17 protein-coding genes are annotated in these 21,397 nt (G+C 47.9%); 6 read left to right on the top strand and 11 right to left on the bottom strand.

The window, feature by feature from the left end; translation table 11 throughout:
- Position 1: 1 nt before the first annotated feature.
- The 7 genes from PY479_RS08865 to hyaA (PY479_RS08835) all read right to left on the bottom strand — a co-directional run bounded on the left by PY479_RS08865 (position 2) and on the right by hyaA (PY479_RS08835) (position 8,140).
- Positions 2-601, bottom strand: a complete 600-nt coding sequence (locus PY479_RS08865; RefSeq protein WP_212596424.1) for a HyaD/HybD family hydrogenase maturation endopeptidase — start codon at positions 599-601, stop codon at positions 2-4.
- Positions 602-617: 16 nt separating this feature from the next.
- Positions 618-1,286 (bottom strand): Ni/Fe-hydrogenase, b-type cytochrome subunit, encoded by a 669-nt coding sequence (gene cybH, locus PY479_RS08860; RefSeq protein WP_275483527.1) that lies wholly within the window; start codon positions 1,284-1,286, stop codon positions 618-620.
- A 12-nt stretch (positions 1,287-1,298) separates the two neighbouring features.
- Positions 1,299-3,002: a nickel-dependent hydrogenase large subunit gene (gene hyaB, locus PY479_RS08855; RefSeq protein WP_212596426.1), complete on the bottom strand. Its 1,704-nt coding sequence runs from the start codon at positions 3,000-3,002 to the stop codon at positions 1,299-1,301.
- Between the two features lie 3 nt (positions 3,003-3,005).
- The gene (hyaA, locus tag PY479_RS08850; protein WP_212596427.1) at positions 3,006-4,145 is read right to left on the bottom strand and encodes a hydrogenase small subunit; all 1,140 of its coding nucleotides are present in this window, start codon (positions 4,143-4,145) and stop codon (positions 3,006-3,008) included.
- A 467-nt stretch (positions 4,146-4,612) separates the two neighbouring features.
- Positions 4,613-5,284, bottom strand: a complete 672-nt coding sequence (gene cybH, locus PY479_RS08845) for a Ni/Fe-hydrogenase, b-type cytochrome subunit (protein WP_212596428.1) — start codon at positions 5,282-5,284, stop codon at positions 4,613-4,615.
- A 12-nt stretch (positions 5,285-5,296) separates the two neighbouring features.
- Positions 5,297-7,000: a nickel-dependent hydrogenase large subunit gene (locus PY479_RS08840; RefSeq protein WP_275483526.1), complete on the bottom strand. Its 1,704-nt coding sequence runs from the start codon at positions 6,998-7,000 to the stop codon at positions 5,297-5,299.
- A gap of 3 nt (positions 7,001-7,003) precedes the next feature.
- On the bottom strand, positions 7,004-8,140 hold the full coding sequence (gene hyaA / locus PY479_RS08835; RefSeq protein ID WP_212596430.1) for a hydrogenase small subunit: 1,137 nt from the start codon (positions 8,138-8,140) through the stop codon (positions 7,004-7,006).
- 388 nt (positions 8,141-8,528) lie between these two features.
- On the opposite strand from hyaA (PY479_RS08835), the gene PY479_RS08830 reads away from it, so the two are divergent.
- Positions 8,529-9,188: a response regulator gene (locus tag PY479_RS08830; protein WP_212596431.1), complete on the top strand. Its 660-nt coding sequence runs from the start codon at positions 8,529-8,531 to the stop codon at positions 9,186-9,188.
- A 3-nt stretch (positions 9,189-9,191) separates the two neighbouring features.
- Positions 9,192-10,583 (top strand): ATP-binding protein, encoded by a 1,392-nt coding sequence (locus tag PY479_RS08825; protein WP_275483525.1) that lies wholly within the window; start codon positions 9,192-9,194, stop codon positions 10,581-10,583.
- 7 nt (positions 10,584-10,590) lie between these two features.
- On the opposite strand, the gene nikR is transcribed toward PY479_RS08825, so the two are convergent.
- Both nikR and asnS read right to left on the bottom strand, forming a co-directional pair.
- Positions 10,591-11,004: a nickel-responsive transcriptional regulator NikR gene (nikR, locus tag PY479_RS08820; RefSeq protein ID WP_212596433.1), complete on the bottom strand. Its 414-nt coding sequence runs from the start codon at positions 11,002-11,004 to the stop codon at positions 10,591-10,593.
- 331 nt (positions 11,005-11,335) lie between these two features.
- On the bottom strand, positions 11,336-12,736 hold the full coding sequence (asnS, locus tag PY479_RS08815) for an asparagine--tRNA ligase (protein WP_212596434.1): 1,401 nt from the start codon (positions 12,734-12,736) through the stop codon (positions 11,336-11,338).
- 204 nt (positions 12,737-12,940) lie between these two features.
- Here asnS and PY479_RS08810 point away from each other — a divergent pair, with 204 nt between their 5' ends.
- The gene (locus PY479_RS08810; protein ID WP_212596435.1) at positions 12,941-13,279 is read left to right on the top strand and encodes a hypothetical protein; all 339 of its coding nucleotides are present in this window, start codon (positions 12,941-12,943) and stop codon (positions 13,277-13,279) included.
- Here PY479_RS08810 and PY479_RS08805 read toward each other — a convergent pair.
- Both PY479_RS08805 and pabB read right to left on the bottom strand, forming a co-directional pair.
- Entirely contained in the window at positions 13,255-13,854 is a 600-nt protein-coding gene (locus tag PY479_RS08805; RefSeq protein ID WP_212596436.1) for a CoA pyrophosphatase, read from the bottom strand. The genes PY479_RS08810 and PY479_RS08805 overlap by 25 nt on opposite strands.
- 3 nt (positions 13,855-13,857) lie before the next feature.
- Positions 13,858-15,261 carry an aminodeoxychorismate synthase component I gene (gene pabB, locus PY479_RS08800; RefSeq protein ID WP_275483524.1) on the bottom strand — a complete coding sequence of 468 codons (1,404 nt, stop codon included), beginning with the start codon at positions 15,259-15,261 and terminating at the stop codon, positions 13,858-13,860.
- A gap of 194 nt (positions 15,262-15,455) precedes the next feature.
- Between pabB and PY479_RS08795 the strand changes: the two genes are divergently transcribed.
- From PY479_RS08795 to PY479_RS08785, 3 genes are all read left to right on the top strand, one after another.
- Positions 15,456-16,976, top strand: a complete 1,521-nt coding sequence (locus PY479_RS08795; protein ID WP_275483523.1) for a fumarate hydratase — start codon at positions 15,456-15,458, stop codon at positions 16,974-16,976.
- Between the two features lie 82 nt (positions 16,977-17,058).
- Complete coding sequence (locus PY479_RS08790) at positions 17,059-19,119, top strand: S9 family peptidase (RefSeq protein ID WP_275483522.1); 2,061 nt, start codon at positions 17,059-17,061, stop codon at positions 19,117-19,119.
- A gap of 596 nt (positions 19,120-19,715) precedes the next feature.
- The gene (locus PY479_RS08785) at positions 19,716-21,380 is read left to right on the top strand and encodes a glucan biosynthesis protein G (protein ID WP_275483521.1); all 1,665 of its coding nucleotides are present in this window, start codon (positions 19,716-19,718) and stop codon (positions 21,378-21,380) included.
- The last annotated feature ends 17 nt before the right edge of the window (positions 21,381-21,397 follow it).

Below are 21,397 nucleotides of genomic sequence, written 5' to 3'. Positions count from 1 at the left end.
ATTAATCGGTGTCCTGCGTTTCCTGTCGGCGCGGGGCGTGGCCGCTGGTTCTGTCGCCCATGGACAGACGGGGTTTGTAGGATTGCGGGATAAGATCAGCGATGTCGGTATGGGAAATACGCTCAGTTTGCCATCCCAGAGATTCAAGATGGTTGATGAGAGTTTTTTCCATCAAAGGTACGGCGGCGGCAATACGCTCGGTCAATCCCAGAGTCATGGGTTCAATAACGGTAGGGGTAACGCCAAGCACCATAGTGTGTGGACGGTCGCCCAGCATTTCCATCATTGTTAGTGTTTGCAGCATCTCCACTTCATGGGCGCTGCCTTGCCAGTCAACTTCAGGCGGAGCCTGATCAAAATCAAAAAAGTAAACTTCGCCCGGACCACAACCAGCGGCATTGATGGTGTCCACTACTATCAATGAATCATATTGACTGATGATAGGTGTGAGGCCTTGGGCTAAGGTACCGCCATCAAGCATAACCAGCTCATGTTCGGGATGAGAGAAATGGTAGTTCTCATGAATATAATTGACAAAATGTACGCCGATACCCTCATCGGCGTACAGTACATTGCCAATTCCCAATAACAGTAGTTTCATTGGGCGCATTGGACTCCTAGTGTTTTTCTGGACGGTAATCGTATCCTGATACTATCGCATCAACAGCATTGTGCTTGAAGCGAATGCCGTACCATACTGCCATGTACACGTGAATCACCACGAAGATAATGAATACCCAGGTCATATAGTGGTGCCAAATACGCACCATGGCCAGGCCACCCAATGCTTCAGTCAGCCAGGATGCAGTGCTCCAAAGCGCACCACCTAAACCTTCGTGATAAACGTTGGCATACAATATCAGTCCAGTAACACAGATCAAAGCAGCTACGATGGAAATCGCAAAATAGGTCATAAACTGCAAAGGTCCGTATATCCCGGCTTTATCCAGATGGCCCATCCATAAATAGGACTTGATTTGAGCTATCCAGCTTCTAAAGCTCATCACGTCCTTGAAAGACCGTCTTTCAATGTCGCTTTTGCCAAAGAAGAACAGATAGGCCCGTGCCAGCGTTACCGCACATAACACAAATCCGAAAATCAGATGAGCAAAGCGGATCCACCCCTGAACCAATACGTCTGTAGAATCAGCACCTACAACATAAGGCCAGGAGATGTAAAGACCGGTTGCCACCAGCATTACAATCGCCAGCGCTCTGAGCCAGTGAAAGATACGTATTGCGGCACTAAAGATCTTTACCTGTTTATAGGCAATACTTGCTGCCATAACACTTCCTCCTTACAGGCTGTTAGCGTCAACGCGAAATTCACCCAGTGATTGACCTTTGTAATCCATCACATGTACAGCACAGGCCATACATGGGTCAAATGAGTGGATAATACGGATGACTTCCAGCGGTTTAGTTGGGTCTTCCAGTTTCAGACCCACCAGTGATGCTTCGTACGGACCGACTTTGCCATTGGCATCAACAGGACCGGCGTTCCAAGTGGTTGGAACTACTGCCTGATAGTTTTCTACCAGACCGCCTTTAATGCGGATCCAGTGGCTCAACATGCCGCGAGGCGCTTCAATCATGCCGTGACCTACGTATTCTTTGTTAGGGTCAACAACAGGTTTTACGTAAGTGGATTCGTCACTCAGCATGTTAGTCAGCAAAGCATTGAAGGTCTTAACACCTTCCTGGGCTACGATAGAAGTCTGTAGCATACGTGCTGCAGTACGGCCCAAGGTAGTAAACAATGCTTGAATTGGCAGGCCAGTGCGTTTCAGCAGACCATCAACAGCTTCAACTACCACTTTATTGCCTTTGGCATAGTTCACCAACAAGCAGGACAATGGACCTACTTCAACTGGTTCGCCATTGTAACGTGGTGACTTCACCCAGCTATATTTGTTGTCGCCATCCAGTGTTGGCAGCTTGCCATATACGGTGTCACGTTCAACCATGCCGGTGTAATCAGGGATTGTTGTGCCATCGTAAGGATGCTGTGGTTTATCCGCTTTATACCAAGCATGGGTGACGTCTTCTGCGATCAGGTCCGGATTGATATCGGTAACATTCTTCAGGTCACCGTTCATGATGACACCCTGCTGGAAGATGTACTCGCCATCAGCAGTCGCAAAATCGTTGGTTGCCAGGAAGTTTGGTACGTTAACGCCACCTAAAACCGACGCTTCACCACCGAAGGCTTCGGCGGCCATAATAACGTCAGCTTTATACCCACGTTCAATGAAATCAGCCACGATATCGTGTTTCTGTTTCCATTCCTGCAGACGGGCAGGGCTCAGCATATCGCGTACGGAAGTAACACCGCCTACAACCAATGATTGTGGATGCGGTTGTTTACCACCGAAGATCGCTAGCATTTCTGCGGCAATACGCTGAATTTCCAATGCTTTCAGGTAGTGAGACAGGGCGATCAGGTTCTGCTCAGGAGTGAACTTATAAGTACCATTGCCCCAGTAAGCATTAGCGAATGGACCAAGTTTACCGGTTGCGACAAAACCTTTCACACGCTCTTGCACTGCACGCAGCTCACCTTCACCCGCCGCAATTGGAGCGTCAGTGTATTTCAGTGCAACTTGCGCTGCTTTTGCTGGATCGGCGCTCAATGCGGATACTACGTCTACCCAATCCATCCCATGCAGGTGATAGAAATGTACGACGTGGTCATGCATGAACAGAGAAGTGTGCATCAATGAACGCAGATAACGGGCATTTAATGGGATTTTGATCCCCAAGGCATTTTCTACTGCTTCAGTACCACAGCGGTAATGGGAATAGGTACATACACCGCAGATACGTTGCACGATCAAACCTACATCCATTGGGGTCCGGCCTTTCAGGATCACTTCGATACCGCGCCACAGTGTGGAGGCTGACCAGGCTTTTTTAACTACATTGTTTTCATCCACTTCCACCTCAATGCGGAGGTGACCCTCAATACGGGTAATGGGATCGATAACGACACGTTGGTTCATTGATTAGTCCTCCTTGGAAGAACCGGCAAACAGACTAGCGACAGCGTGGGCACCGATACCTACGACAGTGGCACCGAGAATAACAGCACCGATGGTGTCAGCGGTGGCATCCAGACCATGCAATAACTGGCGGCCAAGAGGTTTTTCAAAGTCAGCCATATCGTCCCAGAAGTTGGGTTCAGAGCAACCCATGCAGCCATGACCTGCCAAAACTGGCCAGCTTACATGATGGTTGAAACGTTCAGTGGGGCAGTTGTTATAGGTGTATGGGCCTTTACAACCCACTTTGTAAAGGCAATAGCCCTGTTTAGCACCTTCATCACCAAACTGTTCAACGAATTCACCAGAGTCAAAACGACCACGACGTTCGCAGTTATCGTGTACACGTGCACCATAGGCCCATTTCGGACGGTTATACATATCCAGTGCGGGCAAGCGACCGAACATGATGAAGTACATCAATGTACCAACAATATTTTTTTCACTTGGTGGGCAGCCACCTAAGTTAACTACGGCTTTATCTACCACTTCGTAGACGCCTTTGGCGCCGGTTGGGTTAGGCGCAGCAGCCTGAATACCACCGAAGGAAGCACAAGTACCAACCGAAATGATGGCGGCAGCACCTTCAGCAGCTTCTTTAACAATTTGCAGACCAGTGTGGCCTTTACAGCCAACAGTCAAAAATGCACCGTTGTTAGCAGTAGGCACACCGCCTTCAACTGCCAGCAGATACTTACCTTTGTAAGCTTCCAGCGCGTGTTCCAGATTTTCTTCTGCCTGCCAGCCAGCAGCGGCCATCAGGGTTTCATGATATTCCAGAGAAATATGATCAAAGATCAGTGAATCGAGATTAGGGGTATCGGCCCGAACCAGAGACTCGGAACAGCCGGTACATTCGGCCAGGTGCAACCAAATCAGTGGTACCCGGTCAGCCAGCTCAGCAGCTTCTGCAACCAGATTGCTGAATGGCAGTGGTAATGCCAGCAATGCAGTAACTGAAGCGCTCCACTTCATGAAGTCACGACGGGAGATCCCGAGTTCCAACATGCGTTCCTGCAGTGATTTTTCCTGACGGGGGGGAAGTTGGCGCAGTTCCTCCAACCGTTTCCGTCCCTGTTCATAGAGGGCTGAATGTGTGTCCATGGGTTTACCTTAATGTTGTTTTTAAAAGGCGATTTGCGTTAAAGCTCACACAGTTAACAGCGTTATAGTAGGGAGATAAAGAAGGTAAAATCTTGAGGTGCATCAATTTTCTATGAAAGATGAGACGCATGAGTTAATTAGTTTTTCACAATATGATGTTGATCAAATATTGGATTTCTTAATGAGACAAATTGTCTAATTGACCTGTTTTTTCTAATTGAAACCGATTTTAGGTAATTATAACGGTTTTGAAAGCTTGAATTTTGTTAATGTTTTAACCTGGTGGCATAACTTTTAACGTATTTGTGGGTTTGGGTTGCTTTAGATATTAACAATTGACTCACGTAGCAAAAAATATGAGCAATATGCAGAATTGATATGGTGTAAAAGTAGATGAAAGTCACAAAAGTCGGGTACTTGCTAGCACTATTGAGTACTATTGAGCACTAGTAAGCACCCGCGATGGGTCAATTTTTCTCTGGGTGATAATCATATCCAGAGACGATGGCGTCTACCGCATTATGTTTGAAACGGATGCCGTACCAAACCGCCATGTAGATGTGGATTACTAGAAAAATAATGAAACACCAGGTGATGTCATGATGCCAGATGCGCACCATAGCCAAACCACCCATAGCTTCCGTAATCCAACTGGCAGTACTCCATAATGCGCCACCTAGTCCCTGGTGATAAACGTTGGCGTAAAGCACCAGACCAGTGATGCACATAAACGCGGCTAACACTGAAACCGCAAAGTATGTCATAAACTGTAATGGTCCATAGACTCCGGCTTTGTCCAGATGTCCCATCCATAAATAGGATTTGATCTGGGCGAGCCAGCTTTTTGGACTCATCACATCCTTAAACGAACGCCGTTCAATGTCACTTTTACTGAAAAAGAACAGATAAGCTCGTGAACCGGTTATCGCACACAAGGTAAAACCGAAAATCAAGTGCCCAAAACGGATCCAGCCTTGTACCAATACGTCCGTTGAGTCGGCACCAATGACATAGGGCCAAGCGATATAAAATCCGGTTGCTACCAGCGCCACGATAGACAACGCTCTTAACCAGTGAAATACACGGATTGCGGCACTAAAGATTTTTTCCTGCTTATACGCCACGTTTGTAGTTGTCATCGTTTTCCCTCCTTAACAGGCTGTGGGGCCTACGCGGAATTCACCCAATGACTGACCTTTGTAATCAATCATATGTACGGAGCAAGCCATACAAGGATCGAAAGAGTGAATAATTCGCAGAACCTCCAGGGGCTTAGTTGGATCTTCCAGCTTTAGTCCTACTAATGAGGCTTCATAGGGACCAATCTTACCGTTGGCATCCATTGGCCCGGCGTTCCAGGTCGTAGGAACCACCGCCTGATAGTTTTCCACTAAGCCGGCTTTGATTCTTATCCAGTGACTCAGCATACCGCGAGGCGCCTCAATAATAGCGTGGCCCACATATTCTTTATCCGGGTCGATTTCAGGCTTGCGGTACAGCGATTCATCGCTTTTCAGGTTAGTTACCAGCGCATCGAAGATTTTATTACTTTCCTTGGCAACGATGGACGTTTGAATCATGCGCGCAGCAGTGCGACCGAGAGTGGTATATAACGCATCGAGTGGCAATCCGGTACGTTTGAGAAAATCATCGACGGCTTCGACGACCAGTGGATTCCCCTTGGCGTAGTTCACGAGTAAACATGCTAGCGGGCCAACTTCCATCGGGTGACTGTTGTAACGCGGCGATTTCACCCAGCTGTATTTGTTATCGCCATCAACAGTAGGCAATTTACCGTAAACGGTATCACGTTCGATGAAACCGGTATATTCAGGAATCGTGGTGCCATCATAAGGATGTTGTGGCTTTTCTGCTTTATACCAGGAGTGGGTGACATCTTCAGCAATGAGGTCCGGATTGATATCGCTGACGTTTTTCAGATCGCCATTCAGGATCACGCCCTGTTTAAAGATATGTTGACCGTCAGCGCCAACAAATTCATCACAGCAGATAAAGTTATGGACATTGACGCCACCGAGCACAGAGGCTTCGGCACCAAAGGCATCCGCCGCCATGATGATGTCGGCTTTATACGCACGTTCTACAAAGTCAGCCACAATGTCATGTTTGGCTTGCCACTCCTGTAACCGGGCCGGGTTGATCAGATCGCGTACGGACGTCATCCCCCCAACTACGACGGACTGGGGATGCGGTTGTTTTCCGCCGAAAATCGCCATCATTTCGGCGGCCACCCGCTGTACTTCCAGAGCTTTTAGATAATGCGACAGGGCGATGAGGTTCTGCTCTGGCGAGAATCGGTAAGTCTTGTTGCCCCAATAGGCATTGGCAAACGGCCCAAGTTTTCCCTTATTAACAAACCCCTGGACGCGTTCCTGCACAGCACGAAGATCACCTTCACCGGCTGCCAATGGTTTGTCGCTATATTTCATCGCGACTTGGGCAGCTTTGGCCGGATCGGCACTCAAGGCTGAGACAACGTCGACCCAGTCTAGCGCGTGCAGGTGATAAAAATGCACGATATGGTCGTGGTAATGTAACGCGGTCATCATCAGTGACCGCAAATATTGCGCATTGAGTGGGATCTTTACGCCCAGTGCTTTTTCAACGGCTTCGGTGCCACAACGATAATGAGAGAATGTGCAGACGCCACAGATACGCTGTACCAGCAACCCGACATCCATTGGTGTGCGACCTTTCAGGATGACTTCAATGCCACGCCATAAGGTAGACGATGCCCAGGCTTTCTGGATCACATTCTGCTCATCTACCTCCACTTCGATACGTAGATGGCCTTCAATACGGGTAATAGGATCAATAACAACACGTTGGTTCATGGATTACTCCTCCTTGGAACCGGCAAACAGACTGGCAACCGCATGCGCACCAATGCCAATAGCAGCGGCGCCAAGAATCACTGCACCGACGGTATCGGCGGTGGCATCAAGCCCATGCAGTAATTGACGGCCAAGAGGTTTTTCAAAATCCGCCATATCATCCCAGAAGTTCGGTTCAGAGCAGCCAATACAGCCGTGCCCCGCCAGTACCGGCCAGCTGGTGTGGCTGTTGAACCGTTCGGTAGGGCAATTGTTATAGGTGTAGGGACCTTTACAGCCCATTTTATAGAGGCAATAGCCATTCTTGGCGTTATCGTCACTGAATTGTTCAACAAACTCGCCAGAATCAAAGTGACCACGGCGTTCGCAGTTATCATGAACACGAGCGCCGTAGGCCCATTTCGGCCGGTTATACATGTCCAGTGCTGGCAAGCGGCCAAACATAACAAAGTACATCAGCGTACCAACAATGTTCTTTTCACTCGGAGGACAGCCCCCCAGATTGATAACCGTTCTATCAATCACTTCATGGACGCCCTTAGCACCAGTAGGGTTAGGCGCTGCGGCCTGAACCCCACCGAATGAAGCACAGGTGCCAACCGAAATGATGGCCGCCGCGCCTTCTGCGGCTTCACGCACAGATTGCAAGCCGGTGTGGCCTTTACAACCAACGGTTAAAAATGCGCCATTGTTTGCTGTAGGCACGGCGCCTTCAATCGCGAGCAGGTAATTGCCTTTATAATGTTCTAATGCGTGTTCCAGGTTCTCGTCGGCTTGCCAACCGGCCGCTGCCATCAGCGTTTCATGATATTCCAGCGAAATGTGGTCGAAAATCAGGGTGTCAAGGTCCGGGGTATCAGCACGGGTAAGGGACTCGGAACAACCGGTACATTCCGCCATGTGTAACCAAACCAGTGGCACTCTGTCTGCGAGTTCTGCAGCTTCTGCCACAAGGTTGCTAAAGGGTAAGGGTAAGGCCAGAAGGGCCGTGACAGAGGCACTCCACTTCATAAAGTCACGGCGACTAATACCATATTCCTGCATGCGTTCTAGCAAAGATTGATCTTGGCGTGGCGGTAATTGGCGCAAAGCGGCCAGCCGCTCCCGTCCCTGTTGATAAAGAGCTGAATGAGTATCCATTGATTCACCTTGTTGTTCTTAATGGAATAAACGTTGGAACACGCCAGTGATGAGTCACCACCGTTAGGAATGTGCGCTGGTGCTTAAAATCACTAAAAAATTGACGCACGTCATTAAACATTCAAATATGCGCGCTAGCACGCAGATAAATGACGATAAAATTGATCTAAATCAATATATGACAGCGAGCGAACAAAAATTGATCATTGATAATGTTAAAGCTCAATGATTTAGTGACACAGGGAACTGCAAACAGCAGCGTATTGTCAGAACACTGGCGGGTTCATGTAAAGACACGTTATTATCGGGAAAAGTGATTTAAGATCCCGTGGTTATCTCACACTACTGAATCTGAATTTCATCAGCTGTCTGAAGAATTGATATCGATATGCGCATACTTTTAATTGAAGATAATGATCTTCTGGCTCAGGGCATAATGCTCAGCCTCGGCAAACTGGATATTCAGGTCGATCACGTTACCACCGTGAAACAGGCTGAGGCTGCAATTCATAATGAAGCCATTAGTGCCATTGTATTAGATTTGGGCTTACCTGATGGCAATGGTCGTAGTTTATTGCAGCAGTGGCGTCAACGCGGCATCGACATTCCGACTATTGTGCTGACGGCTAACACCGATTTTGATACTAAGCTTGCTTGTCTGGATCTCGGCGCGGATGACTATCTTGCCAAACCGTTTGATGTCAGGGAACTCGTTGCCAGACTAAAAGCCATTGTGCGCCGTCACCATGGACTGAATCAGAATTTGCTGGTGGTAGGGGCGCTCACCATGGATTTGAATGTGCATGAGGTTAGTTTTCGTGGCGAACCGGTGAACTTATCACGGCGGGAATTTCAGCTATTGCTGGAGTTAGCGCAATCCAACGGGCGAGTGCTTACCCGCGGTCAATTGGAACAGCTCACCTATGGTTGGGACGAAGTCGGCAGCAATTCCATTGAAGTGCATATTCATCACTTGCGTCGCAAAACCTCACCTGAATTGATTAAAACGGTGCGTGGCATTGGTTACACGCTTGCAGAAGTGGAGTAACTCATGTCATTACGGGTGTTGATGATGGGGGTGATGCTGTTGGGCATCTCACTTTCTATTGGGATCTCCAGTTGGTTGAGTACCCATGATTCTCACCGGCAAATTGAAGAGTTATTTGATGCCCAGATGCTACAAAGTGCCAAAATACTCGAAATGTTTTATGGATCGCAGACCCTAATCGGACAGGATTCGCTGGTAAATCATCCGTTACTGTTGTCAATAAAACCGACAAAAGTTGAAACCTTTAATGAAGACGCCAATGCGCAGCAATTGGCTTACGAACAAAAGCTGGCGTTTCAAATTTGGACACCTGAAGGCCAGCTGTTGGTCCGTTCTGCAAATACCGCTGAGCAACCCATGGCAGAATTTGTGGTGGGCTACCATCGCAAGATGTACATGGGCTCGTTGTGGCACATGTACAGTTATTTTTCGCCGCGTAACAATGTCTGGATTATTGCGGGTCAGCGCGATGATGTGCGAAAGGAACTGGTAGACCAGATCATGGGTAACAGCTTGATTGCCCCTGCAATTGTATTCCCGCTGGTGTCATTGTTAATGATTTTTCTGTCTTATCTGCTGCTGGAACCGTTACAGACGTTAGCGGATAAATTAAAACGGCGCGATCCCAGTGATTTAACACCGTTGCACATGCGCTTACCGTCGGAATTAGTCACAGTCCGTGATGCCATGAATGCTTATATTGCGAGGGTCGCTGCCGCTATGAGTCGCGAGCGCAAGTTCAGTGGTGATGCTGCTCATGAGCTAAAAACCCCGTTGGCCGTGATCAAATTGCATCATCAGGGGTTACTGGAATCTGATAATCCCGAAGAGCTGTTGTTACACCATCAGGCAATAGACAAAGGGATTGAGCAGATCGCACACACGGTAGAGCAAATGCTGCTGTTATCGCGTGTTGAATCGCTGGAACAGTTGAATGTAACCGAGGTCGGAATAAGTGAGTTGGTGCAGCAAGTTCTGAACGATATGCTGCCGATCATTGCTGACTATCAATGGGAGCTTCATCTGCCTGAAAAGATCATGGTCATAGCCGATCCGTTTTATCTTAAATTGGTATTGAAGAACCTGATAGATAATGCCTGTAAATATTCAGATAAAGCTGGCCCCATTAAAATTAATGCCTGGGAAGACAAACAGCATGGCACTGCAGTTTTGCAAATCCAGGATTCAGGTCCCGGGCTTGATGAGGAAAGTTGTCGACAGATCACTGAACGCTTCTTTCGTGTGGCCAACGAAAACGTTGCAGGTTCAGGGCTGGGATTGTCAATTTGCGCGCAGATTGTTGGGCTACATAAGGGAAAATTGACAATTAAGCCGGGGGTACCTGACGGGCTGGATGTCAGAGTCATTTTGCCCAAACCGGTTAAGCAACGTTAAGTGACGATTAGACAATTCCGGCGCGGCTCAAACGAGCTAAATTAACCCCTTTTAACGCGGCGATTTTGTTTACCAGCTGATTTACTTGAGATGCCTGCCCCTTGAGGATGATGGTTTCGAGACAGCGATGATGGTCAATATGCACATGTGTACTACATAAAATGTGCACCATATGGTCATGTTGAATTTCGATCAGCTTTTCTGACAGGCCGCGCTGATGATGATCGAAAATCAACGTCAGTACCCCGACAACGTCTTCAACACTGCTGTTCCATTGCTTATCAACAATACGGTCTCGAAACAGATCACGAATGTATTCTGAGCGCGATTGATAGCCTCGGGTCTCAATATCCGTTTCAATTTCTTCAAACAGGGATTGTGGCAGGGAAACGGTAAAACGCAGAGTTTCATCATTACTCATGATGCGACCTCAGTAGGCAATTACAAAAAATAAATGTTCTTATACATTAACCTGTTACAAATTGTCCATGTGAGGACATCTGGGCGTGATCCACCGCAGGTTTTACAGATTTTATTGCTTGTCGGATTTTATATCATCTATGGTTAATCATACAGGGAGGATTGACCTGTTTCTTGTGTTTGTGTCTATGAAAGTGGGGGCCGGTATCGTCATGCTTAACACCGGCATTTAATGGGAGATGGCATTGCGTCCACTCCCATTTTTTTGCGCCTAATCCAAAGAAAAAACGCGCTAATGCAGCGCGTTTTTGGGAATGTTGTAACGCCTGACGTTAGAAGTTGGCAGAGCGTGGTGAACGTGGGAACGGAATAACGTCACGGATGTTAGACACACCTGTCACATAGGATACCAGACGTTCAAAGCCCAGACCGAAACCTGAGTGTGGGACAGTGCCATAACGACGCAGATCGCGATACCACCAGTAATCTTCCTTAACCAGACCCATTTCATCCATGCGTTGATCCAACACATCCAAACGCTCTTCACGCTGTGAGCCGCCGATGATCTCACCAATGCCGGGAGCTAATACATCCATTGCCGCTACAGTTTTACCGTCTTGGTTCAGACGCATGTAGAAGGCTTTGATATCTTTTGGATAGTTTTTTACCACGACTGGCGAATTAAAGTGTTCTTCTGCCAGATAGCGTTCATGTTCAGATTGCAAGTCAGTTCCCCATTCCACAGGGAACTCGAACTCTTTATCGCAGTTTTTGAGGATTTCAACCGCATCGGTGTAATCAACCTGGGCAAAGTCACTGCTGACAAAACGTTGCAACCGATCGATGACGGTGCTATCAACGCGTTGTGCAAAGAACTGCATATCATCCATGCGTTCTTCCAGTACCGCTTTAAAGGCGTACTTGAGCATAGATTCAGCCAGCCCCGCAATGTCGTTGAGATCTGCAAACGCCACTTCCGGTTCGACCATCCAGAATTCGGCCAAATGACGGCTGGTATTTGAGTTTTCAGCGCGGAAGGTCGGCCCAAAGGTATAAATCTTAGATAACGCACAGGCGTAGGTTTCACCGTTTAACTGGCCCGATACGGTTAAGAAAGCCTCTTTACCAAAGAAATCTTTGTCATAGTCGACGTTACCTGCTTCAGTACGTGGCAGGTTTTCCAGATCCAGGGTGGAAACGCGGAACATTTCGCCAGCGCCTTCAGTATCTGAGGCAGTGATCAACGGTGTAGATACCCAGACAAAGCCGTTTTCATGATAGAAACGGTGGATTGCCTGAGATAGACAGTTACGAACTCGCGCAACAGCACCAATCAGGTTGGTGCGAGGACGTAAGTGAGCCAATTCCCGCAGATGCTCGACTGAATGTCGTTTTGCCGCCATCGGATAGGTATCTGGGTCTTCTACCCAACCGGTCACTTCAACTTTGGTGACCTGCAATTCGTAATCTTGGCCAGATCCCGGGCTTTCTACCACTTCACCCGTTACAATTACAGAACAGCCAGTGGTCAGTTTGAGCACTTCATCGTCATAATTTGGCAGATTATTAGGCACAACGCCTTGAATAGGGTCAAAACAGGAACCGTCATAGATGGCAAGGAACGAGATGCCGGCTTTGGAATCCCGGCGGGTTCTGACCCAGCCGCGGACGGTAACTTCAGAACCGACCGCATATTCGCCTTTAAATACAGATGCGACTGATGCAATGCTCATTATTGCTATGTTCTCCAGTGAAACGTCTTTTTACCGTTATCCAAGACCGTCGGTAACGGTTATTTGTCGGCCAACGTAAGGCAGACACTGTTGATCGGACAGAAAAATTGGACGTTTATATTACCTTGCTGGTGGCTTTTCTCAAGTTGAAAAAGGTATTCTGGAATCATTCTCCATTTTCGGCTTCGTAAAGGTGGCAGGAAAATGAAAAAACTGCGTTTTTTACAGATAATTTTAGCAATTATGTCGATCGCAGGGTGGGCATTGGCCGTATATGCCCTGACAGTTTTTCATGATGCCAGGCCGGACCGTGCTGTAGGGTATTTTTTCAGTCATGGGGTGCCAGTGCGGCTTTACTGGGATCTCAAAGAAACGACGTTGCTGGAGCACATTATCTGGGTGTGTGCCGGACTGAGCTTCACCAGTATGGCATTGAACTGGTATCTGGCAAGTCATTACCGCATGGGGTATTGGTTCAATATTCCGTTGTTACTCTTGAGTTCTGTGACCGCCGGGCTTTATTTACGTTTCGTGATCCTTTGAATGTCATGACTGACGATGGCGCAAAACGTATCGATGATAGCGGCTGTCGCGCCCCAAATGAGCCTATCGCCATACGGAATAAATGTCACCGGATGGGGTTGTTGCCGACGCTGAATCAACATCACATGGCGATTATTCGGTTGCAACAGATAATCCAGCGGTACCGTAAATAATGCGCTGACCTCGCCTGGATTAAGACAAATATTGAAGGGGCGTTGAACAATGCCGACGACTGGTGTGATATTAAAACCCGTAATTGTGTGATGTTGGGGCAGGGTGCCCAGCAGTTCAACATTATTAGCGGGCAGTCCAATCTCTTCTTCCGCTTCTCTTAATGCCGTTTCCAGTAAACTTTTATCTTGTCGTTCCTGTTTGCCTCCGGGAAAACTGACTTGTCCTGGATGTGCTTTCAGATGTCTGGGGCGCTGCGTTAATAGTAATTCAACCCCTTTGGGGCCGGTCTGAAACGCCATTAGTACGGCGGCATTTCGTAATTTTAGAGGTATTCCCGGAGGTTGGCGTAATGGCGCGGCTATACCTAATCCAAAACGCCAACGCAGCTCAGTAAGATCCACGGTTTACTCCTTGAAGTCAGTCAGAACTGGCAAGATACGGCTGACCTTGTCATAACATTCCTGATATTCCGCAGCGCCATCAGAATCTGCCACGATGCCGCCACCGGCCCAACAATGCAATTGTCCGTTAGCCGCCACCAGTGTTCTTATCGCAATATTGGTATCCATTACGCCGTGTTGGCTGATATAACCCATCGCACCACAATAGAGGTTTCGTCTCGAAGGCTCCAGCGATTCAATGATTTCCATGGCACGCACTTTCGGCGCGCCGGTGATAGACCCTCCTGGAAAGGCAGCGCGCAACAATGTTAAAGCGTGGACTTCAGGTGGCAGTTGTCCTGTCACCGTACTCACCAAATGATGTACGGCGGGAAAGCTTTCTAACGCAAATAATTCGGGCACTTTGACGCTACCTGAGGTGGCAACCTTGCCAATATCATTGCGCAGTAAATCGACAATCATCAGATTTTCAGCGCGGTTTTTCTCTGATTGCAGTAATGCTTCAGCTAACTGTCGATCTTCATCAGGATTGTTGCTTCTTGGTGCTGTCCCTTTGATCGGTTTGGTCTGGATTTTCCCCTCAGCCGAGATGGCAATAAATCGCTCTGGTGAAATTGACAAAGCACAGCCCTGGGGCAGCCGCATAAAGGCAGAAAAGGGCGCGGCGTTAGCTTGTCTCAAAGCACAATAAGCTTGCCATTCATTACCGCGATAAGTAGCGGAAAAGCGTTGTGTCAGATTGATTTGATAACAATCACCGCTGTGCAAATAGCGTTGAACTTGTTCAAATTTTGCAAGGTAATCTGCCTGAGTTATTTGCGCTTTCCAGCCGCTAGTCATGGTGAATGAAGGCGATTCGATCCCGGTGGAATTTTCACGCAATGACAGCAACCGCGGTAGTAACTCAGTTAAGGCGGTTTGACCCGCGTAATGAACCAAGTGCCAGACCTGTGTTTTATTGTCGTGAATTAATGCCCAATCATATAGACCAACAGCCATTTGCGGAAACGCAATGTCGTCCGCAGCGCAATCGGGGACCTGCTCAACGCTGCGACCTAAGTCATAACCAAAGCAGCCGATTGCGCCACCAGCGAACGGAAGGTTTGTCGTTTTGACTGTTGGAAAGTACTGCGCCAGAACGTGTTGTAATTGCTTAAAAGGATCGCCAGTGGATGACCCTATAAGCTGTCCATTGGCATCGTGAATCTGCGTGCAATTACCGGTAGTCGTCACTGTGGCCACTGGCCATGCACTGATCACATCATAACGGGCATCCGGATGCTTAGCCGCCGCAGAATCCAATAACACCGCCCAAGGCAGTGCTGAAAGCATTGAAAATACGTCACAAACTGAATATTGCCAGGGCAATTGGCATTCAGCGATAGCATTGCTGTTTGTGGTGTGCATCTAACTTTAAAATCCAAAAAATGTGATGTAGCCCAAAAAGCTGAGAGAGGTTATCATAATCGCCACCAAAAATGACCATAACAGCCTGACCTTAGGTGAAATCGTGCGGTATGGCGGCTTTACTGCAGTGCGACTGGGGGCACTGACACTGTGGCAACACCACAGCGAGGACAGGGAGCAATTGGAGCGCAAACATGTCCGTAATCAAGCAAGCTGATTTTATCGATAGTATTGCAGATGCTTTGCAGTACATCTCTTATTATCACCCAAAAGATTTTGTAGACGCTATGGCAGAAGCCTATGCGCGTGAACAAAGTCCGGCCGCCAAAGATGCCATCGCGCAAATCCTGATTAACTCCCGTATGTCGGCCGAAGGGCACCGTCCTTTGTGTCAGGACACCGGCATTGTCACCTGTTTCGTTTATGTCGGGATGGGCGTGCAGTGGGATAAGACCGATATGACCATCCAACAGATGGTTGATGAAGGTACCCGCCGGGCGTACACCAATCATGATAATACCTTGCGGGCATCGATTGTGGCAGACCCTGCCGGTGCTCGTAAGAACACCCGTGATAACAGCCCGGCTGTGGTGCATATCGTCTCTGTGCCAGGGGATAAAGTGGATGTTGCCATTGCGGCAAAAGGCGGCGGCTCAGAAAACAAATCCAAGATGGTCATGCTTAATCCCTCTGATGATATCGCTGCCTGGGTCGAAAAGACCTTGCCGACTATGGGCGCCGGGTGGTGTCCACCTGGGATGCTCGGTATCGGTATTGGGGGAACTGCCGAGAAAGCTGCAGTGATGGCAAAAGAAGCTTTGATGGACAGTGTCGATATCCATGAGTTGATGGCTCGCGGTGCTGAAACTGCGGAAGAAAAACTGCGTCTGGATATCTTCGAACGTGCGAATAATCTCGGAATCGGTGCTCAGGGGTTAGGTGGCCTGACGACGGTACTGGACGTGAAAATTAAAACAGCGCCAACACATGCGGCGTCTAAACCCGTGGTGATGATCCCCAATTGCGCCGCCACTCGCCACGTGCATTTCCATCTTGATGGAACCGGTCCAGCGGATTTAACCCCACCATCATTGGACGACTGGCCAGAAATTACCCGTGAAGTAGGTGAAAATACCCATCGGGTGAATCTGGACACCGTGACTCAGGCAGAAATTGAAACCTGGAATAGTGGTGACACCTTGTTATTGTCAGGCAAGATGCTGACTGGGCGTGATGCTGCCCATAAGCGTATCCAGAGCTTGCTGGAAAGTGGTGAAGGATTACCAGCTGGCGTTGATTTCAAAGGGAAATTTATTTACTACGTTGGCCCAGTTGATCCTGTCCGGGATGAAGTCGTGGGGCCAGCCGGTCCAACAACTTCCACTCGTATGGATAAGTTCACCGATATGATGCTGGAAAAGACTGGCTTGATGGGCATGATTGGTAAGGCCGAACGTGGTCCGGCAGCGGTCGAATCTATCAAGCAACATAAAGCAGTGTATTTGATGGCTGTCGGCGGTGCGGCCTATCTGGTTTCTAAGGCCATTAAAAAGGCGCGAGTGATCGCATTCGAAGATTTGGGCATGGAAGCAATTTATGAGTTTGAAGTTAAGGACATGCCTGTTACTGTAGCGGTTGACTCCAAAGGGGTGAACGCCCACGAAACTGGACCGGCTATCTGGAAAGTGAAGATCCAGCAAGCAAAAGAAGCGTGAGCGTAAATGAAAAAGGGGCCTAAATGGCCCTTTTTGACGTTTAAATCCTGAACCATCGAACAATAACTAAGAAGATCTACCCATGAAAATGAATACATTATGTATGGCGTTGTTAGCCACCGGTATTGCATTGCCAGCAATCGCCGCTGAAAAGCAGCCTTTTACGGTGCAAGATCTGGTGAAGCTCAACAAATTGCATTCTGCGGCAGTATCAAATGACGGCACCAAATTGGTGTATGGACTAAAAACCGTTGGTGCAGATGGTAAAGCTGATTCAGATCTATACCTGTTGGATTTGTCGAATAAAGATGCCAAGCCATTACAGTTAACCACGGCTAAAGGGACTGAACACGACGTTACTTTTAGTGCCGATGATAGCAGTATCTACTTCATCGCCGCGCGCGATGGTAGCAGTCAATTGTACCGGCTGCCCCTTAGCGGCGGCGAGGCGCAGCAAGTGTCTCATCTGCCGTTAGATATTGATGGCTATAAATTATCTGCTGATGGTAAGCAGGTCGTCATGAGCATTCGGGTATTCCCGGAATGTGACACCTTAGCATGCTCCAAAGACAAGTTTGACGCCGAAAAGGCGCGTAAAAGTACTGGACGGGATTATACCCAACTGATGATCCGCCATTGGGATACCTGGTTTGATCATGCACGTAATCACCTGATTGTCGCACCAATCGAAAACGGGCAATTAGGCAAGACTGTCGACGTCACAAAAGGTTTGGATACCGAAACACCACCGAAGCCATTTTCCGGCATGGAAGAAGTGACCTTTACGCCAGATGGCAAGTATGTGGTATACAGTGCCAAAGCGCCGGCAAAAGACCAAGCATGGACCACAAATTTTGACTTGTGGCAGGTGCCGGTAAGCGGCGGTGATACTGTTAATTTGACCGCTGAAAACAAAGCGTGGGACGGTCAGCCCGTGTTTTCTGCAGATGGCCGTTATCTCGCGTATCTAGCGATGAAAAAGCCAGGATTTGAAGCAGACCGTTTCCGCATTATGTTACGTGATACGGTTACCGGTCAGACTAAAGAAGTAGCGCCATTATGGGATCGTAGTCCTTCCTCCTTGAGCTTTGGTAAAGATAACAACACCCTTTATGTAACAGCACAGGATGTTGGACAGGTTTCCGTATTTGCGGTCAACACACAATTCGGTGATGTTCGTACACTTTACAACGATGGCAGCAACAGTTTAGTCGGCCTCGCCGGGGATCGACTGATTGTTAAACACGCATCGTTGGTTGAACCTGGCGACCTTTGGTCTATGAATACCGATGGTCAGGATCTGCAGCGCCTGACCGATATTAACCGCGCCAAACTGGATACGATTAAATTTGGTGACTTTCAACAGTTCAGCTTCAAAGGCTGGAATAATGAAGAAGTTTTTGGCTATTGGTTAAAACCGGCAAACTATGAAGAAGGCAAAAAGTATCCTGTGGCCTTTCTGGTACATGGTGGCCCACAGGGTTCATTTGGCAACGCTTTCAGCTTCCGTTGGAACCCAGAACTGTGGGCGGGGGCAGGTTATGCAGTGGTGATGGTCGATTTCCATGGTTCTACAGGTTACGGTCAGGCGTTCACTGATTCCATCAGCATGGATTGGGGTGGAAAGCCATTAGAGGACTTACAAAAAGGTCTGGACGCTGTAGCGAAACAGCAGCCTTGGATTGATGCGTCAAATGCCTGTGCTTTAGGGGGTTCCTATGGCGGCTACATGATGAACTGGATCCAGGGTAACTGGAATGATGGCTTTAAGTGCTTGGTTGACCATGCTGGTCTGTTTGATTTGCGCTCTATGTATCATGTTACCGAAGAACTGTGGTTCCCGGAACATGAGTTTGGCGGTACCTATGAGCAGGCCAAAGATCTTTATGAAAAGTTCAATCCTGCTAACTACGTGCAAAATTGGAAAACGCCAATGCTGGTGATCCATGGCGAGAGGGACTTTCGAGTGCCATACGATCAGGGCTTAGCGGCATTTTCCTATATGCAGCGCAATAATATTCCTTCAGAATTGCTGGTGTTCCCAGATGAGAACCACTGGATCCTGAATCCTGATAATTTGCAGCAATGGTATGGCAAAGTGTTAGGTTGGATGGATCGTTGGACAGGTAAAAGCCGTCAATAGCGTGATTCATCGTTCATGAGAAAGCCGGCACAGTGTTGCCGGTTTTTTTTATCGCCAAATCTTAGATAATTTTCTGATTTATAATCACTTATAAAAGCTATCCTAGTACTTAAAGGCCCCGAGAGCGTTACCGTATCAGCCTTTGCCAAGACGTCATTAAAGTTTCATTAAGGTTTAGTTTTATAAAGTAGCTTTCAAACTAACGTATATCTTTGCCAGAATTCACAAGTAACCGTATGCTTTGTATTATAATTTCCATAGCAGCGTGAGTTACTTTCATTAATCTGAAGCCCAGTTGTGTGGAGTTATCTGAACGTCTCGGTGATTAGCGGTTATTTTTTCCGAAAGCAACCCAGGTTTTGATTATCTAGCGGTGTTTAGGGGGACTAGTGAGCAGTTTTCATTCGAGACGAGATACAGCTAACAATGGCAGCAAAAACAGTAGACCGGGTGGCTTTCTTTGTCCTGAAATTAGGAGTAATTTATTGCCCGCATTCTACAAGCTAGCCCACCAGAGACGTTTTATATAGCGGCACTCAGATTTGAATTACAAACCCTGCTTTTCTTGATTTAATGATTAATAAGGTTGTTTCTACATGCTTAGTCGATTTGGAAAAACGCTTAGCCTAACAGTGTTGTTGGTCGTTGTATTGTTGCAATCAACAGTGGTGTGGGCTGATCCTAAGACACCTCTCAACCAAGAGAACAAGGTTGAAGCGTTATTATCCGATAAGAATACTCCTGCACCGGCAAAGACCGCGGATGCCGCTTTCGCTGTGAGCAATGCGAAATATGCGACAAGTGGCATTTTCGATCAAGACACTGTGATTAAGCTGGCTAAACAACTTGCGAGTAAACCCTATGTTGCTCCCGATGAAGCATTGCCCGATTCCCTGAAAAATCTGACGCAGGAACAATATCAAGATATTCATTTTCGTCAGGATGCGGCGATCTGGAAAAACCAGAATTTACCGTACCAATTACAACTATTTCATCGCGGGTTTTATTTTAAACAGTTGGTCGAACTGGCATTGGTTCGTGGTAATCAGGCATCACATCTTGCCTATAACTCAGACTATTTTGAAACTGGCACGGCTTTCAACCAAGCGTTGCCGAAAAACGATATAGGCTACTCCGGCTTCCGATTGCATTACCCGATTAATCGTAAAGATTATTATGATGAGTTGCTGGTATTTCAGGGGGCCACCTATTTTAAAGCGCTGGGCAAGGGTGACAATTATGGGGTTTCTGCTCGGGGACTGGCGCTGAGAACTGCTGATCCGATGGGCGAGGAGTTTCCATTTTTTAAGGCTTTTTGGATTGAAGAACCTCATGCGGATTCTAATCTGCTGGTCATTCATGCGCTGTTAGACAGCCCGAGTGTAACTGGCGCTTACCGCTTTTCTGTACGCCCTGGTGACAATACTCAGATGGATGTAGAAGCTACACTGTTCCCTCGTGTTGACCTTGATAAAGTCGGTCTGGCACCTGGCACCAGCATGTATATGCATTCACTCAATGGCCGTCAGAACGTCGATGATTTTCGACCAGAAGTTCATGACTCAGATGGGTTATTGATGCTTAATGGGAGAAGTGAACGTTTGTGGCGCCCCTTGGCAAATCCTAAAACATTGCAGATTAGTGCTTTCATGGATAATGCGCCCCAAGGATTTGGTCTGATCCAACGCCAACGTAATTATGGTGCCTATCAGGATCTGCGCGCCCAATTTGAAACACATCCTAGTTTATGGGTTGAACCAGTTGGCAACTGGGGGCAGGGGTCAGTGATCCTGACGGAGATCCCAACACAATCGGAAATTCACGATAATATTGTGGTGTTCTGGCGTCCGATGGACCCCATTCGTGCTGGAAGCGAATACCGATTTGCCTATCGTCTGAGCTGGGGCGATGAGCCATCGGTAAAACCAGGCACTATCACAGTTGCCCGTACCGCCAGTGGTCGCGCTGATATTTCAAAACCGACGGCAAAACGGTTGTTTGTTATCGATTATCAACTTAATGGTGGGCAACGTCCTGCCACTATGCCTGATCCTAAAGTGCAAGCCTCAAGTGGCAGTATCGATAATGTGGTGATCCGCGAGAACCCGCATAACGGTGGTTACCGCTTGACCTTCCAATTCGACCCTAAAGATGCTCAAGTCGCTGAGCTTAGAGCCGAACTTCAATTCGATGCAGTCGCTGGCGCTGAAGCCGTGACTTCTGGAAAGACTGAAACCTGGTTGTACCGGTGGTCTCGTTAATGGATACCATGGATCAA

The sequence above is a fragment of the Shewanella sp. A32 genome (assembly GCF_029167175.1).
GTDB classification, from domain to species: domain Bacteria; phylum Pseudomonadota; class Gammaproteobacteria; order Enterobacterales; family Shewanellaceae; genus Shewanella; species Shewanella yunxiaonensis.
This window is presented reverse-complemented; position numbering and strand designations above follow the sequence as displayed.

Excerpts from the sequence above, each read along its gene's own strand:
- PY479_RS08865 (WP_212596424.1), bottom strand. The coding sequence starts at position 601 with ATGAAACTACTGTTATTGGGAATTGGCAATGTACTGTACGCCGATGAG.
- cybH (WP_275483527.1), bottom strand. The coding sequence starts at position 1,286 with ATGGCAGCAAGTATTGCCTATAAACAGGTAAAGATCTTTAGTGCCGCA.
- hyaB (WP_212596426.1), bottom strand. The coding sequence starts at position 3,002 with ATGAACCAACGTGTCGTTATCGATCCCATTACCCGTATTGAGGGTCAC.
- hyaA (WP_212596427.1), bottom strand. The coding sequence starts at position 4,145 with ATGGACACACATTCAGCCCTCTATGAACAGGGACGGAAACGGTTGGAG.
- cybH (WP_212596428.1), bottom strand. The coding sequence starts at position 5,284 with ATGACAACTACAAACGTGGCGTATAAGCAGGAAAAAATCTTTAGTGCC.
- PY479_RS08840 (WP_275483526.1), bottom strand. The coding sequence starts at position 7,000 with ATGAACCAACGTGTTGTTATTGATCCTATTACCCGTATTGAAGGCCAT.
- hyaA (WP_212596430.1), bottom strand. The coding sequence starts at position 8,140 with ATGGATACTCATTCAGCTCTTTATCAACAGGGACGGGAGCGGCTGGCC.
- PY479_RS08830 (WP_212596431.1), top strand. The coding sequence starts at position 8,529 with ATGCGCATACTTTTAATTGAAGATAATGATCTTCTGGCTCAGGGCATA.
- PY479_RS08825 (WP_275483525.1), top strand. The coding sequence starts at position 9,192 with ATGTCATTACGGGTGTTGATGATGGGGGTGATGCTGTTGGGCATCTCA.
- nikR (WP_212596433.1), bottom strand. The coding sequence starts at position 11,004 with ATGAGTAATGATGAAACTCTGCGTTTTACCGTTTCCCTGCCACAATCC.
- asnS (WP_212596434.1), bottom strand. The coding sequence starts at position 12,736 with ATGAGCATTGCATCAGTCGCATCTGTATTTAAAGGCGAATATGCGGTC.
- PY479_RS08810 (WP_212596435.1), top strand. The coding sequence starts at position 12,941 with ATGAAAAAACTGCGTTTTTTACAGATAATTTTAGCAATTATGTCGATC.
- pabB (WP_275483524.1), bottom strand. The coding sequence starts at position 15,261 with ATGCACACCACAAACAGCAATGCTATCGCTGAATGCCAATTGCCCTGG.
- PY479_RS08795 (WP_275483523.1), top strand. The coding sequence starts at position 15,456 with ATGTCCGTAATCAAGCAAGCTGATTTTATCGATAGTATTGCAGATGCT.
- PY479_RS08790 (WP_275483522.1), top strand. The coding sequence starts at position 17,059 with ATGAAAATGAATACATTATGTATGGCGTTGTTAGCCACCGGTATTGCA.
- PY479_RS08785 (WP_275483521.1), top strand. The coding sequence starts at position 19,716 with ATGCTTAGTCGATTTGGAAAAACGCTTAGCCTAACAGTGTTGTTGGTC.